Source organism: Enterococcus viikkiensis, from assembly GCF_005405345.1.
Taxonomy (GTDB): domain Bacteria; phylum Bacillota; class Bacilli; order Lactobacillales; family Enterococcaceae; genus Enterococcus_A; species Enterococcus_A viikkiensis.
Window position 1 is genome coordinate 43896 of sequence record NZ_BJDW01000013.1, and the last position, 15537, is coordinate 59432.

The 15537-nt window shown below is 38.5% G+C and carries 12 protein-coding genes and 1 pseudogene; 11 read left to right on the plus strand and 2 right to left on the minus strand.

The genetic code is table 11. The annotated features are described in order from the left end of the window. The first annotated feature begins 96 nt into the window (after nt 1-96). Nucleotides 97-1314, plus strand: coding sequence for an MFS transporter (locus tag FFM67_RS08205; RefSeq protein WP_137614090.1), 1218 nt, complete (start codon nt 97-99; stop codon nt 1312-1314). An 88-nt stretch (nt 1315-1402) separates the two neighbouring features. Here the strand turns inward: FFM67_RS08205 and FFM67_RS08210 are convergent, their stop codons facing one another. Together FFM67_RS08210 and FFM67_RS08215 are read right to left on the minus strand one after the other, a co-directional pair. Then, nucleotides 1403-3160, minus strand: a complete 1758-nt coding sequence (locus tag FFM67_RS08210) for an ABC transporter ATP-binding protein (protein WP_137614091.1) — start codon at nt 3158-3160, stop codon at nt 1403-1405. Further along, entirely contained in the window at nt 3153-4877 is a 1725-nt protein-coding gene (locus FFM67_RS08215) for an ABC transporter ATP-binding protein (protein WP_137614092.1), read from the minus strand. Before FFM67_RS08215 ends, FFM67_RS08210 begins: the two co-directional genes overlap by 8 nt. A 191-nt stretch (nt 4878-5068) precedes the next feature. On the opposite strand from FFM67_RS08215, the gene FFM67_RS08220 reads away from it, so the two are divergent. The 10 genes and pseudogenes from FFM67_RS08220 (at nt 5069) to FFM67_RS08265 (ending at nt 15466) form a co-directional block, all read left to right on the plus strand. After that, nucleotides 5069-5857, plus strand: coding sequence for a putative ABC transporter permease (locus FFM67_RS08220; protein ID WP_137614093.1), 789 nt, complete (start codon nt 5069-5071; stop codon nt 5855-5857). Nucleotides 5858-6052: 195 nt separating this feature from the next. Beyond that, nucleotides 6053-7264 carry a 3D domain-containing protein gene (locus FFM67_RS08225; protein WP_137614094.1) on the plus strand — a complete coding sequence of 404 codons (1212 nt, stop codon included), beginning with the start codon at nt 6053-6055 and terminating at the stop codon, nt 7262-7264. 1116 nt (nt 7265-8380) lie between these two features. Next, nucleotides 8381-9175, plus strand: coding sequence for a YveK family protein (locus FFM67_RS08230; RefSeq protein WP_137614095.1), 795 nt, complete (start codon nt 8381-8383; stop codon nt 9173-9175). A 9-nt stretch (nt 9176-9184) separates the two neighbouring features. Then, the gene (locus tag FFM67_RS08235) at nt 9185-9895 is read left to right on the plus strand and encodes a CpsD/CapB family tyrosine-protein kinase (protein WP_137614096.1); all 711 of its coding nucleotides are present in this window, start codon (nt 9185-9187) and stop codon (nt 9893-9895) included. A gap of 31 nt (nt 9896-9926) precedes the next feature. Further along, on the plus strand, nt 9927-10694 hold the full coding sequence (locus FFM67_RS08240) for a tyrosine-protein phosphatase (protein ID WP_137614097.1): 768 nt from the start codon (nt 9927-9929) through the stop codon (nt 10692-10694). Between the two features lie 115 nt (nt 10695-10809). Next, nucleotides 10810-12633 (plus strand): annotated as a pseudogene (locus FFM67_RS08245) (polysaccharide biosynthesis protein). A 10-nt stretch (nt 12634-12643) separates the two neighbouring features. Continuing rightward, nucleotides 12644-13261, plus strand: a complete 618-nt coding sequence (locus FFM67_RS08250) for a sugar transferase (protein WP_137614098.1) — start codon at nt 12644-12646, stop codon at nt 13259-13261. Next, nucleotides 13258-14100 carry an NAD-dependent epimerase/dehydratase family protein gene (locus FFM67_RS08255; RefSeq protein WP_137614099.1) on the plus strand — a complete coding sequence of 281 codons (843 nt, stop codon included), beginning with the start codon at nt 13258-13260 and terminating at the stop codon, nt 14098-14100. The genes FFM67_RS08250 and FFM67_RS08255 overlap by 4 nt, the downstream gene beginning before the upstream one ends. Continuing rightward, nucleotides 14100-15230 (plus strand): glycosyltransferase, encoded by a 1131-nt coding sequence (locus FFM67_RS08260; protein ID WP_137614100.1) that lies wholly within the window; start codon nt 14100-14102, stop codon nt 15228-15230. Before FFM67_RS08255 ends, FFM67_RS08260 begins: the two co-directional genes overlap by 1 nt. 11 nt (nt 15231-15241) lie before the next feature. Beyond that, entirely contained in the window at nt 15242-15466 is a 225-nt protein-coding gene (locus FFM67_RS08265) for a glycosyltransferase family 1 protein (protein WP_137614101.1), read from the plus strand. The last annotated feature ends 71 nt before the right edge of the window (nt 15467-15537 follow it).

Here is a 15537-nt window from a genome sequence, read left to right on the forward strand (position 1 = left end):
GTGTGCATCCATGCGGTTGAAATCATTCGCGTTAACGAACTAATCAACGTTTGATGAAGCTGCTTGTTTTGTCAGACGACAAACAAAGGAGAGTTTATGGAAAAGCAACAATGGCTAAAAAAATATTTAACGATCTTATCCGGACAGACAGTCTCTTTGATCGGCAGCTCCGCAGTCCAGTTTTCACTGATTTGGTGGCTGACGAATGAATCAAAATCAGCAATCATGTTGTCTTTAGCAGGATTATTTGCTTTTCTGCCGCAAATGTTCTTAGGACCTTTTGTAGGCGTGTGGCTGGATCGTTTGAAACGTAAGTACGTGGTGATTTGCGCAGATTTATTTATGGGTTTGGTAGCCTTAGTATTATCCTTATGGTTCTTAATCGGCAACCCGGGCTTTGTGGTAGTGATCGTCGCACTGTTTTTACGCTCATTGGCGAATGTCTTTCATACACCATCGATTCAAGCAATCGTTCCGCTATTAGTGCCGGAAGAGGAGTTAGTCAAAGCCAATAGTTGGAATCAGTTTTTACAATCCGGAGCCTTTATGCTGGGACCTGTTTTGGGGGCTGCGATGTTTGCGGTACTGCCTCTATGGGTAATTTTATTGACGGATTTGATTGGTGCATTGGCGGCCTCTTTTACATTATGGATCGTCGACGTACCGGACATTCCCCGCAGTGAGGAAAGCAAGCAGCATTATTTTCAAGAATTGAAGGACGGTTTTGCAGTCTTTAAAGCCGATCCGCCGCTACTTGTAGTGATGTTCTTTTCATTCTTTATTATGGCTTTTTATTTACCGCTAGGAACCTTGTTTCCGTTAATGACCAATGTACATTTTGAATTGTCGGCGTGGTTTGCCAGTGTTGTCGAATTTTCTTATGCGGTGGGTATGATGATCAGCGCCTTTTTGATCGGCATGAAGAAAACGTGGCGGGAAAAACTGTTCGCTGCTCAGCTTTCAGTTGTGGGGCTAGGCATTACCTTTATCGGTAGCGGCTTAGCCCCCGCGACAATCACCGGCTATTGGCTTTTTGTTTTTTTCTGTATCTTAATGGGCGGCATGGGGAATTTATATAATATTCCCTTTACTGCTTATTTACAGGAAACGATCGCTCCGGAAAAACTAGGCAGAGTCTTTTCGCTATTTGGCAGTGTTATGTCTGCGGCGATGCCGGTCGGTTTGATTATCGCAGGACCGATGTCGGAAAAATTGGGGATTGCGATGTGGTTCTTACTTGCAGGAATCTTCGTTGTGATACTAAGCGGACTAAGTTTGATGTTTTATCAACGAGCAAAAAATCGAAACCGCTGAATTTGACAATTGTCATGTAGTAAGTAAAAAAAATAATCTAGTAAAGCAAAAAAAGCAGCGTACATGAATTGTACGCTGCTTTTTTTGCTTAACTTTTGGAAAATTGTGCGTCATATAGTTGCTTGTAAAAGCCATCTTTTTGCAGTAGTTCTGGATGGTTGCCAATCTCGACGATTTGTCCGTGATCCAAAACAAGGATCTGATCGGCGTTTTGGATCGTTGAGAGGCGATGGGCGATCACGAAGCTGGTATGATCCTTCATCATAGCTAAAAAGGCACTTTGAATGTTTCGTTCTGTCAAAGTATCTACCGAACTAGTCGCCTCATCAAGAATCAACATGGGCGGACGACTAATCATGGTACGAGCAATCGTCAATAGTTGTCGCTGTCCGTCAGAAAGCTTGACACCGGCTTCACCGACGATGGTATCTAATTTGTCGGGTAGTCGCATGACGAATTCATACATATAAGCATCTTTTAACGCAGCGTAAATTTCTTCATCGGTGGCTGATTTGCGACCGTAACGCAAGTTGGCTCGCAAACTACTATCCATTAACCACGTTTCTTGCAATACCATTCCGAATTGCTGCCGCAAACTATCGCGGGTCAGATGGCGGATGTCAATGCCGTCAATCGTGATCCGGCCATCATCGACTTCGTAAAAGCGCATCAGCAAATTGACTAAGGTTGATTTACCGGCGCCGGTCTTACCGACGATAGCAATTGTTTCGCCTGGTTGAACCAACAAATTAAAGTTTTCAATCAAGGGCTGATCTTTTTGATAGCTAAAAGCCACATGATCAAAAACGACTTTTCCATACGTATCATTCAAAACAACAGCATCTGAATCGTCCGGTTCCTCCACGGGTTCACGCAATAATTCAAACGAACGATCTAAGCCGGCAATAGCGGTTTGGAGTTGGATCGTGATGCCGGACAGTTCGATAAACGGTTTGGTAAATTGACTCGAATAAATCGTAAAGCTGGAAATGATTCCGATCGTGACCCCGCTATTGGTTCTCAACGCTAATAGTCCGCCAACTAAGCCCACCATTAAGTAAGCCAAGTGGTCAACAAATCGTGAAGAGGGATTCGTTAAAGAAGAAGCGAACTGCGCTTTTTGTCCTCGAACATACAGCTCTTGATTCAACGCTTCAAAGTTCTTTTGATTTTGTTCCTCACGTTGAAAGGCTTTGACGATTTTTTGATTGCCGACCATTTCTGTGATGAAACCGGAAATTGAGCCAACGAGCCTTTGCTGGCTAGTAAAGTATTGTTGTGAAGTCTTGGCTACAATGTAAGTCAACAGAAAAATGATCGGTGTTGCGACCAAGACGACTAAGGTCAGTAACGGACTCAGATAAAGCATGAAAACTAACGCGACTAAGACGACGGTCATGCCGGAGAAGACTTGGTTGAAGACCGCTGAGATCGCTGTCGAAATATTATCCATATCATTGGTGAATCGACTGACGATATCGCCCTTTGAACTTTGATCGTAATAGCTTAGTGGCAGTTTGTTTAAATGAGTGAACGTTTCATCCCGCAGTTTTGCCACAGAATCAAAGGCGACTTTATTACCGAGGCGCTGAATAACGTATTGGCTAATGACAGTGACTAAAAAGATCCCAATAAATAATTGGAGAATTTGGAATAGACGGGAGAACTCTACTGCACCTTGATTCACCATTTGATCCACTGCGACTCCGATGTAATAAGTCATCATGACCGAAGTAATGCCGCTAGCAATCCCCAAAATCACAGCTGCGATCAATTGTTTAGGGTAAGCGGCTAGATATGGAACAAACAGTTTTAATGAATGGAAAAAATTCTTTTGTTTAAGCATGTACTGCACCCTCCTCCTGAGAAGCCACCAGCTCTTGGTAGAGTTGAGAGTCCTTTAATAAAGTTTCGTGGCTGCCTTTTGCTACTAGCCGGCCATTATCCATTAAAAGGATCGTTTCTGCATCTTGAATCGAGCGCAGCCGTTGGGAAATAATAATGATTCCACAGTTCAGCTCGCGTTTCATGGCTTGTCGCAACTCTAAATCAGTTTGATAATCGAGGGCGGATAAGGAGTCGTCTAAGATTAATAATTTTGGTTTTCGGATCAACGCACGGGCAATCGTTAACCGCTGCCGTTGTCCACCTGAAAAGTTTTTACCATTTTCCAAGATTGGCGTGTCCAAACCTTTGGAAAGACTTTGAACGAATTCACTAGCTTGCGCAGTCGCTAAGGCTTGCCAGCATTCGTCGTCGGTAGCATCGGCTTTGCCCCATTGAAGGTTTTCGCGAATCGTTCCGCTGAATAAGACGGCTGTCTGCGGGACTAAGGCAATCTCAGACCGTAATTGTTCCAACGACCACTCGCGTACATCGACACCAAAAAAATCCACCGTGCCTGTGGTCACATCATAAAAACGTGGAATCAATTGAATCAGCGTCGATTTTCCGCTGCCAGTTGCCCCCGTGATCCCCAAGACTTGGTTGTCTGCTAAGCTGAAAGAGATATTTTGTAAAGCTAAACCAGATTTTTCCGTATAACGAAAATCAACCTTTTTAAAATCAACTAGGGGTTCCTGTTGATCCAACTTGACCGATTGTTTTCCAGCGTTCAAAGTCGGTTCTGTGGCAAATACTTCATTGATCCGGTTGGCAGAAGCCGCCGCCCGCGTAAAAAGTACCACGAGATTGGAAACAACAATTAAGGCCAGTAGCATTTGGTTCATGTAGTTAATCAACGCTAACACTTGGCCTTGTTCTAAACCACCAACATTTACTTTGAAACCGCCGAAATAGAGCAAAGCGACGATCCCAACATTCATAATCAACGTCGTACTGGGAGACAGCAAGGCGGAAATGTTCGCCACCTTTTGATTCAGCTTTGAAAGATCCTCCGTTTGTTCATTAAAATGAGCCGTTTCAGTTTTGGTTCGAGCAAAGGCACGAATCACCCGTACCCCGCTCAAGTTCTGGGTCACTAGCTGGTTCAATTGATCTAGCTGATGTTGAATCGTTTTATACAATGGAACGGAAAAATGAATGATCAAAAAAAGAATGATACAAAATAAGGGCAAGAGAATCAAAAAGATTAAGCCCATCTGCCAATCAATATAAAAGGCCATAATCACTGAACCGATGCTTAAAAATGGCGCGCGAACCACAAGCCGGATCAACATAGCTAAGGCTCCTTGCATCTGATTAATATCATTGGTCATACGGGTGATTAAGGTATCCGTGCCAAACCGGTTCAATTCCTGATGCGAAAAACGATTAATATGGGCCATCAAGCGATTTCGTAAAACGGTTCCGAAGCCTTGGGAGGCGATCGAGGCATAATACTGACAGATCAGTGCACAGAGCAAACCAACGATGGAAAGTCCTAGCATCGCCAAACTCATCTCAATGACTTTGCCTTGATTGTGCTTGGCGATCCCTTCATCGACTAAGCGAGCCATGAACAAAGGCAAAATCAGTTCGAAGACGGCTTCTAAAAATTTAAAAAATGGGCCTAAGATAATCTGTTTGCGATAATCTTTCGCATAGCGCAATAGTTGAAACATGCAACGTCCTCCAATATATAAAGTAGATAGAATGTAAAATAGTATTGGTTATATTGTACCGTATTTGTCAAAAGTGACAGAGGATTTTCCCCTGAGACTTTTGGTTTAAGGATGGTAGGGCAGATAGAACTAGCATTTTATGCCTATACGTGGAATAATAAAACTGAAATTAGTTATTTAGGAGGAAAAAAATGGAACGTATTTTCACATTAGTAGTGCTCTTATTTTTTTGTTATTCATTTATTGGTTGGGTTTGGGAGACGATTTATTGTTCAATTAAAGCCAAACATTTTGTGTATCGGGGCTTTTTACTGGGACCAATCACGCCAATCTATGGCTTTGGTGTCGTAGGGGTATTGTATTTAATCGAGCCCTATCAGCAAAATATTGTTTTACTTTTCTTTTTGTCCTTATTTTTAGTCACATTATTAGAGTATGTGACAAGTTTTCTTTTAGAAAAGATTTTTCAGTTAACGTTGTGGGATTATAAAGAGGTTCCGTTAAATATTAATGGACGGGTGGCGGTGCCTGTGTCGATCTTTTGGGGATTGGCTTGTGTCTTTATCGTGCGAGTATTGAATCCTTATTTAATGACAGTAGTGGAAGGCTGGCAACAACGGTTTAGCATATTTTTACCATTAGTCTTGCTAATGTTGATCAGTTTTGATTTAGGCTTTACTTTAGCCAATTTGTCTTCACTACGACGTGCGATGAACGCAATGAGTGCAACGATTCAAGAGAAAAAAGAGCAGTTGCAAACCAATTTGGATGAGCTGAAAACAGCCGCAGAAGAACGCTATCAAAGTCGTAGCAGTTGGCTAGCAGAAATAAAGGAGCAACCTGAGTGGCGCAAGCAATTACCGAAGTTGAATTTCCAAGAACGCCGCTTCTTAAATAGTTTCCCTAATATGAAATCGAAGGAAATAAAAAGTCCTTTAACAGAGATTCGCCAGTTATCTAGAGAGTTACGCAAAAAATAATGTTACAAAAATATGACAAACTTTAGTCCTTTCGATCCTTGAAGGGGCTATCTTTTTTATGGGAAATGATAAAAATAAACCGAATGTTACCTAGATTCCATTTGTTTTGTAATGAAATGTAATCTCTTTGAAACAAAAAGCCCCTTTTTTTTTCGTATAATAGCGAAGGGTAAAATAGAAGGGTGGACTTTTTAAGTGAAAAAGAAAACGTTTGGGTTTGTTGCCACAGCAATTTTAGGTGTGAACATGCTTTTACCAGTCTTTGCACACGCAGAGTCACTGAATGAGTTAGATAAGAAAGAAACGGCGATTACGCGCCAAAGCGATAAAATCAGCGGAGAGTTACAACTGGCTTTAAACGATGTCAATGAAAAATATCAAGAGGTCAATGACATTCGGATGAAGATCCGTCAAAATGAGGCGACCTTGGTTAAGACAAAAACCGAGATTGTTGAGACAGAACAAAAAATTGATGAACGTAAGACCGCTATCGCTGAACGAATGAAAGAAGTCCAAGTCAACGGCATGACGGAGCGTTCAATCAATGCATTACTAGAATCAAAAGACCTGGGGGAATTTCTGAACCGAGCGTTTGCCATGTCAGTCATTCAAAATGCTGAAAAAACCAAAGTCGCAAGTCTTGGCGAAGCGAAAGATCGCCTAACCGAATTAAAAGCGACGCAAGAAAAAACACAAACTCAATTAAAACAAGATAGCCAAAATCTTGAAGCTGAATCAGCAAAGCTGGATACTAAAATGGCGAATTTAAAACAAGAGCTAGCTGAAAATAAAACTAGCTTAGAAAAAATCAGTCAAGCCAAAGAAGTCGAAACGGCTCGTGAAGCGGCTGAAAAAACGCAAAAGGAACAAGCTGCCAAAGAAGCAAAAGCTGCTCAAGCGGAAGCAGCTAAAAAAGCCGAAAACGAAGCGAAAGCACAAGCTGAAAAAACGGCAGCTATGACGAAAGCACAGAATTCGCAAGCTAGTGCGGCATCCTCTGCGGCACAATCAACACAGCCGGCAGAATCTTCGTCAACAACGAGTCAACAGGCGACACAGCCAGCTGAACAGCCAAAGCCTGAAACACCCAAGCCAGCTGAACCAAGTACGCCAACAACATCCGGCAAAACCATGCAAATGCAATCAACTGCCTACTCATGTGCAGAATCAGTAAATACCTTCTTCACGGCGATGGGAATCGACTTACGTCAGAACCCACAAGTCATTGCTGTTGATCCAAGCGTCATTCCATTAGGATCGATGGTAGAAGTGTCTGGTTATGGAATTGCGATTGCCGGCGATACGGGCGGCGCAATCAAAGGCAATATCATTGACTGCCATTTTCCAACGGTGGACCAATGTATCCAATGGGGTCGTCGATCCGTTACGGTGACAGTCATTAGTTAACAAAATAGAGCATCAATGGAACGTTACGCGTTTGATTGGTGCTTTTTTTGCTGTCTGAATGGGACTATTATTGCTTAGGCAGTTTCTCGAAATAATGATAAAAATGTGCTTTGTTATCATGCAATCCTGGTATCCTTTTTCAAAGAAAATGTTAGAAGAAATACCGCCAACCAGACATTTAATGAGTTGCGACGTTTATGAGTTATGGTAGGTTAACGGCACATAAGTAAAAATAAATCGCTGATGACAAAAACCGAACTAAATAGATCGGCTTTCGTAAAGAGACGAAGGACTCTGGAACAAGTGGGCTATAGACTAGCGAGGATAAAAAGAATCTGTTTTGTAGTATCACCGAGAAAGTAGCGGTTTTGACCGCACTGTTTACCAATTCAGAAGCTGTATGTGTTGAAAACCGCGATGTGTGTCTAGCCAAACAATGACCTCGTTCAAAGTGTCGATTTATTTTTTTAATATCATAAGATAAAAGAACTAAAATATTTCTCACCAAAAAATGATTGGTTGAGTAGTAATTTTATAAATTTTATTAACGGAAAGTAATCTAATTGTTTATGAGAAATAATTTGGCATTTGGATAAAGTACCTGATGAGAAACCCCAAATAACTGTGATTTTTTACAATATTGTGAAAACTACTAACAATACATGAAAAACAAGCAGAAAATAATAGATTGAAGGGCTTTCCAAATTAAAGCAACGAGTGTTCTTTTATTTTTTTATGAAAAGATATTTAGAATATGAAAAGAATGACAATCCAAATTATCATTGATATAGCAAGGGATTTCAACTATAATGATAACGGTAAAATTGTTTTTTTAATAAATAATATGATGAAAAATATGGATAATGATTAACCAATATTTTTTAGGGATTGGTGAAAAGATGTAAATGATTTCTAAAGGAAGATTAAGGTGACGATACTAGGACAAATAAAGCACGTATCGTTTAGAACCGTTCTTTTTCTTTATTTAAAGCATCAAAAAAAGAATACATATTTTTTTACCACTCGTTTGGAGTATGTATTTTTTTATATACTGTTTCTGCTATCGTTAGGGAGGTTGAATCAGATTATTAAAATAAATAGGAAGTTGAGGAGTTTATGGAAGAGACAATTAGTATCAAACAATTATTTGAACTGCTGAGAAAACGAATAGGATTGATTGTAGTAGGGGGCCTTGTAGGTGTTTTAATTGCCGGGTTGCTTGCCTTTTTCATTTTGACCCCTAAATACAGTTCGCAAGCTCAATTGGTTGTGACGCTGCCCCAATCAGAAACAACCAATGCGAATGATGTTAATACCAACTTGCAAATGATTAATACGTATAAAGATATTATTACAGGTGACTTGGTAACGAAGGAAGTTTCTGAGAAATTAAATGCTGATTATGGCATGAAGATGAGTGCGGGTGGCCTGAAAGAAGCTATCCAAGTTGAGCAAAATCAAAATTCTCAAATGTTTTCGATCATTGCTACAAGTACTAGCCCAAGGGAAGCTGCTAATATCGCAAATGTAACGGCTGAGATATTCAAAGAGAATGCTAAAGATGTATTGAATGTTGACCGTATTTCGATTATTTCTAAAGCTGTCGCAAGCAGTCAACCGGTATTTCCAAATAAAAAACTAACACTAGCGGTAGGTCTGCTACTTGGCTTAATGTTAGGGGTGCTTTTAGCGGTATTACTTGAACTATTAGATCGTACTGTCAAAGAAAGCCGTACATTGACGGATGAATATGGTCTGACTATTTTAGGAAATATTCCAGCGATGACACAAAAAGAATTGAACGCGAAGATTCGCCGTGAACCACTACCAATAAATAATCAAAAAGTATCTAATAGAAAGGCGACAGAGTCCTCAAAAACTGTTGAACGCCGTCGTCGTAATCGTATTTAGGAGGCACTTATGAGTAAAAATGCAAGAAAGAAACGAACAGAAATACCAGAAGCAGTTAGTTTAATAACGCTAATAGATAAAACTTCTCCCGTATCAGAAAGATATCGTACGATTCGAACAAATATCCAATTCGCATCCGCTGCTGACCGACAAATTAAAACGTTAGTTATTACTTCTTCTGGTCCTTGCGAAGGGAAATCGACCACATCGGCCAACCTGGCTGTCGTTTTCGCAAACTCAGGACAAAGTGTCTTATTAGTAGATACGGATATGCGGAAATCTACTGTGCACAAAACGTTCCAACTTGCGAATAATGTGGGTTTGAGTAATGTTCTAAGTTCGGATATGGGAGCTAAAGAAGCGATCCAACGAAGTGTGGTACCTAATCTTTATGTGATGACCAGTGGTCCCAAAGCACCAAATCCTTCCGAGTTACTGGGATCTACCCGCATGGATCAACTGATTACAGAACTAAGAGATTCTTATGACTTTATCATTTTTGATATGCCACCGATTGTAGCAGTGACAGACGCGCAGATTATGGCTTCAAAAGCGGATGGAACAATGCTAGTTGTCCGAGAAAATGTGACACGAAAAGATTCCTTGCAAAAAGCCCGTGAGTTGCTTTCAATGGTGAACGCCAATGTCTTGGGTGCAGTGTTTAATGGTAGCACGGATGAAAATGATCAAGGGTACTACTATTATGGAACAGATAACTAAGAACGATAAAAAATAATAAGAAGGTGAGAACATGCTTGATTTACATTGTCATATTTTACCAGGAATTGATGACGGAGCTAGTACTTTAGAGGATAGCATTGGGATGGCTGAAAAAGCCATTAGCCAAGGAATTACTCATCTCATGTGTACCCCGCATCATAACAATGGAAAGTATTCCAATCCAGCGAATCAAGTCATTGACCAAGTTGCGCGACTACAACAAGAGTTGGATCAGCGCAACTTGGAGCTTACCTTATTAGAAGGTCAAGAGGTTCGTATTACGGGAACCCTTTTAGAAGATATTGCTAAAGGCGACATCTTGTTTACGGATCTTGATGACACGTACATACTAATTGAATTTCCCACGGGTGAAGTACCTGCTTATACAGAACAACTTTTTTTCCAGTTGCTAAGTCAAGGACACACACCGGTGATCGTTCATCCTGAACGAAATGCTATTTTTAGAAGGAATCCTAATGAATTGATCCCTTTTTTAGAAATGGGTGTTCTGACCCAGTTGACCGCACCAAGTATCGTGGGAGTCTTTGGAAAAGAGATCCAAAAAACAGCGAAACAAATGTTAAAACATAATATGTTGTACATGGTTGCTTCAGATGCCCACAATCTCCGACAGCGGAGTTTTTATTTGAAAGAAGCGTATGAAGAGATTCAAAAAGAATGTGGGCAAGAAGTTGTTGTAGCAATGCAACAAATGGCTAAAGATTTGGTTAATGGGGATACAGTAAAACGACCGCGGTTTACTGAGATACGGGAGCGGAAATTTAAATTTTTTAATTAGAAAGAAGGAGAAATTACCTGATAGTTTATTGAAGTAAAAGGGTAAGGGGCTTGACTAACTTTTCCTCGGTCTAAAGAAGTTATGAAAAATGTGTATTGTTTAGGGGGAGCCATTGTTGTTTGCATTAACAAGGAAAAGAAAAATTATTATCATAATTATAATAGATATTGCCTTAATCACATTGGCTTGTTTAACGGCATATCTTTTTATGCAACCATATGTAGGGGTTGCACCAAATTTTGTTTTTACAACAGCGCTAATGTCGATTGCGCTTTACTTACTATTCGGGCGCATCTTCAATGTTTTTACTCGGATTAATCGTTACACCAACCTAAGAGAGATGTCTGCGATATTTTTTGCTATAACCAGTCAGTTCATAGTGAGTTTGATAATCGTTTCTTTTTTTTGGGAAGGTAGTTATAGTCGGCGCTTTGAATTGTTAGCCTATGTTTTAAGCTTGTGTTTAATTATTGCTAGTCGGTTGATCTGGCGCCTATTGATTGAGCGACGGAATAATTATCAAAAAGATTGTTCTGGGGTAATTCATCGCACGTTGATTATTGGTGCTGGTGAAGGTGGACGAATTTTATTCAATAGTTTGGTTGGCTCACCGACATCGGGTGAAATCGATGTTGTTGGCTTTATTGATGATGATCCAAACAAGCAAAAGACATATTTATCGGGTAAAAAAGTTTTAGGCCCTGTTGAATAGTTAACGAAACTTATTGACGATTATCAGATTGATATGGTAACGATTGCTATACCTTCTTTGCCAAGTAAAAGACTGCAAGGCATCATTCATCAGTTAGCCGATACAAAGGTTAAGGTCAATACAATGCCTTCGATGGAAGAACTAGCTTCGGGGAAAATCAGTATTAATCGGTTAAAAGAGATTGATGTTGTGGACCTTTTAGGACGAGAAGAGGTTAAATTGGATATTGACTCAATCAAGGATCAATTGACCGGGAGAGTGATCCTAGTAACTGGCGCCGGAGGATCAATCGGTTCTGAAATTTGTAGACAGATATCAAAATTCAATCCAAAGCAGTTATTATTGCTGGGCCATGGAGAAAATTCAATTTATCAAATTCATCGTGAATTACAAAATACTTATGACGGCGAAATTACGGAATTCATTCCTATAATTGCCGATATTCAAGACCGAGATAAAATTTTTGAACTGATGGATCATTATCATCCTGATATTGTCTATCATGCTGCGGCGCATAAACATGTACCTTTAATGGAATACAATCCTCGAGAAGCCGTTAAAAACAATGTTTTCGGTACTAAGAATGTCGCTGAAGCCGCTAAGGCAAATAGTGTGAAAAATTTCGTGATGATTTCAACTGACAAAGCGAATAATCCGCCGAATGTGATGGGATCCACGAAACGAATTGCGGAAATGATTGTTACGAGCCTTAATGAAGAGGGGAAAACAAAATTTTCTGCCGTTCGGTTCGGAAATGTATTGGGTTCCCGGGGGAGTGTCATTCCTGTTTTTCGCGAACAAATTGCCAATGGTGGACCTATTACAGTCACGGATTTTCGAATGACTCGCTACTTTATGACGATCCCAGAAGCGAGTCGCTTAGTTATTCAATCGGGAGCTTTGGCCAAAGGTGGCGAAATCTTTGTGTTGGATATGAGTGAACCAGTCAAAATAGTCGATCTTGCAAAGAACATGATTCGATTGAGCGGCTATGCAGAAGATGAGATTGAAATCGTAGAGACAGGGATTCGACCGGGTGAGAAACTATACGAAGAGTTATTACTAGATAAAGAACGAAACGACGAAGAAGTCTACGAGAAAATCTTTGTAGGGAATATTCATGGATTTTCTTTTAAAGAGGTAATGAATTTTGTAGAGTATTTGCCAAAAGACGATAAAATATTGGCAAAAGATGTGGTGAGATTTGCGAATGCGTCGAATAAGTAGGAGGAATTATATGTACCAGAATTATTTGAAAAGAGTAATAGATTTCGTTATTTCTTTGATGGGTATCATTATCCTATCACCACTACTATTGTTTCTATGTGTAGCAATCAAAATTGATTCGAAGGGGCCTATTATTTTTCAACAAAAGCGTATTGGAAAAAACAAGTCGCATTTTAATATCTATAAATTTCGTACAATGCGAACTGATACGCCTAAAGAGATGCCGACTCATTTATTAGAGAATCCGGATTATTTTATTACTAGAATTGGAAGGTTTTTGAGAAAGACGAGTCTAGATGAGTTACCACAACTATTTAATATTATAAAAGGTGATATGGCGGTTATTGGTCCAAGACCAGCACTTTGGAATCAGTATGACTTGATTGAAGAACGAGATCAATATTCTGCCAATAATATTCGTCCCGGTTTAACAGGATTCGCACAAATTAGCGGGCGCGATGAATTACAAATAGATTTGAAAGCAAAGCTCGATGGAGAATATGTCAAAAATCTTTCAATTATATTAGACTTAAAGTGCTTCTTTGGCACCATTGTTTCAGTATTTAGAAGTGAGGGTGTAATCGAAGGTGGTACAGGAACCATTGAAAGTAAAGGAGAAAATCAATGAAGCGAATATTGATTACAGGTGCTAACAGCTATATTGGAACCTCTTTTGAAAAATATATGAAACATTTTGAAGATGAGTATCAAATTGACACAATAGATATGCATGGCAATTTATGGGAAAGTAAAGATTTTTCAGTATATGATACATTATTTCATGTTGCAGGTATTGCACATGCGGATACTTCAAAGGTGAATGAAGAAACAAAGAGTCTTTACTATAAAGTAAACACCGATCTTGCTATAAAGACTGCAAAAAAATATAAAGAAGACTTAGATGGAAAATTTGGGCAATTTATTTATATGAGTTCAATCATTATTTATGGAGAAGAGACAAATATTAATAAGAAACGGGTAATTACTTCAGCGACTACTCCAACCCCTTCTAATTTTTATGGAGATAGTAAATTACAGGCTGAAATTGGGCTACAGCCGCTAAGTACGAGTAGTTTTTATATAGCAATTCTTAGACCACCAATGATTTATGGACATGGAAGTAAAGGTAACTATCAGCAACTAGTAAAAATTGCTAATAAGTTGCCGGTGTTTCCAGATGTTAAGAATGAGCGGTCCATGTTACACATCAATAATCTTTCTAAATTTGTAAAGGAACGAATTGACATTCAAGATAGTGGAATCTTTTTCCCTCAGGATGATAATTATGTTCGAACAAGCCATATGGTAAAAGCTATTGCTGAGAAAAATGGGAAAAAGATCTATTTATTTTCTTGGATGAATTGGTTGGTACGATTATTAGGGTATATTCCTGGTAAAGTTGGACGCCTTACTAATAAAGCTTTCGGTAATTTGGTGTATGAAAAAAGAAATCGGGAGAATTTGTGATGAAAAAGGCTTTAATTGTAACCTCGGTAGCTTCAATGATTCAGCAGTTTAATATGATTAATATAAAGTTACTACAAAATTTGGGATTTGATGTTGATGTGGCGTGTAATTTTGAAATAGGTAATACAATATCTAACAAAAAAATAGACGAACTCAAAGCGGAGTTACAAAAACTAGGAGTAAATTTTTTTCAAGTTGATTTTTCTAGGAATATTACAGATGTCATTAAACATGTGAGATCATACAACCAATTACAAAAAATAGTAGAGGCTGATAATTATAGTTTTGTACATTGTCAAGCTCCAATTGCAGGAATAATTACTAGATTAATAAAATATCCGAGTTCCAAAGTAATTTATACCGCTCATGGATTTCATTTTTATAAAGGTGCTCCAAAAATAAATTGGCTCATGCTGTATCCGTTAGAAAGACTTTTTTCAAGAAAAACTAATCATTTAATTACAATTAATAAAGAAGATTACCATTTTGCTAAAAAAAAATTTTATGCACAAAATTTACATTATGTACATGGTGTGGGGCTTGCAACAAAAAAATTTGAAAACATAAAACCATTTAATTTAGACAATTTAAAGAATTTTGATGATGACTTAGTATTTATGTCTATAGGTGAATTAAATGATAATAAAAATCAGCAACAAGTAATAAATGATTTGGAAAAAATTAGAGATAGGCATTTTATTTATATCATCTGCGGTGTAGGCAAAAAGAGAGAATACTTGGAACAGCTTATAAAAGAAAAGGGATTAGAAAACAAAATATTTTTGTTGGGCTATAGAGAAGATATACCAAATTTGCTAGCTGCTACAAACGTTTATATCCATCCCTCAAAAAGGGAAGGATTACCTGTTTCAGTTATGGAGGCTATGTACACTGGTGTTCCTATTTGTTGTTCTAATATTAGAGGCAATGTAGATCTAGTTCGACATGAAGTTAATGGATATCTTGTTGATTTGAACAATTCGGATGAAGGTTTTGATTTTTATTTGTCTAATTTTTTTGGAAATGAGAGAATGCTAACAGAAATGGGAGAAAAAAGTATTAAACTTATTAATCCGTTTCTGGAAAAAAATGTAATTCAAGAATTAGAGGATATTTATAGTAGCTATTAGGGAGTAGATTTATGAAAAAAATACGTGTTTTACATGTCGTTGGAAAGATGGATGTTGGCGGAACCGAGACTTTGATTATGAATATTTTAAGAAGTTTTGATCGTTCATTATTTGATATGGAAATATTGAGTCATAATTTGGAAGAAAGCTATTTTGATGAGGAAATCGAAAAATTAGGAGTAACAGTTCATAGAATAAAAAAATTTAATGGAAAAAATATAATTTCATATTCTTAATTGTCAAATTAAGTTAGACAAATCATCAATACTTACGTAACTCAAAAATACTTCCAAAGGTGTTCGATAAT

Bases quoted from the DNA above. Each gene is read 5' to 3' on its own strand.
- FFM67_RS08205 (WP_137614090.1), top strand. From the start codon at position 97: ATGGAAAAGCAACAATGGCTAAAAAAATATTTAACGATCTTATCCGGA.
- FFM67_RS08210 (WP_137614091.1), bottom strand. From the start codon at position 3,160: ATGCTTAAACAAAAGAATTTTTTCCATTCATTAAAACTGTTTGTTCCA.
- FFM67_RS08215 (WP_137614092.1), bottom strand. From the start codon at position 4,877: ATGTTTCAACTATTGCGCTATGCGAAAGATTATCGCAAACAGATTATC.
- FFM67_RS08220 (WP_137614093.1), top strand. From the start codon at position 5,069: ATGGAACGTATTTTCACATTAGTAGTGCTCTTATTTTTTTGTTATTCA.
- FFM67_RS08230 (WP_137614095.1), top strand. From the start codon at position 8,381: ATGGAAGAGACAATTAGTATCAAACAATTATTTGAACTGCTGAGAAAA.
- FFM67_RS08235 (WP_137614096.1), top strand. From the start codon at position 9,185: ATGAGTAAAAATGCAAGAAAGAAACGAACAGAAATACCAGAAGCAGTT.
- FFM67_RS08240 (WP_137614097.1), top strand. From the start codon at position 9,927: ATGCTTGATTTACATTGTCATATTTTACCAGGAATTGATGACGGAGCT.
- FFM67_RS08250 (WP_137614098.1), top strand. From the start codon at position 12,644: ATGTACCAGAATTATTTGAAAAGAGTAATAGATTTCGTTATTTCTTTG.
- FFM67_RS08255 (WP_137614099.1), top strand. From the start codon at position 13,258: ATGAAGCGAATATTGATTACAGGTGCTAACAGCTATATTGGAACCTCT.
- FFM67_RS08260 (WP_137614100.1), top strand. From the start codon at position 14,100: ATGAAAAAGGCTTTAATTGTAACCTCGGTAGCTTCAATGATTCAGCAG.
- FFM67_RS08265 (WP_137614101.1), top strand. From the start codon at position 15,242: ATGAAAAAAATACGTGTTTTACATGTCGTTGGAAAGATGGATGTTGGC.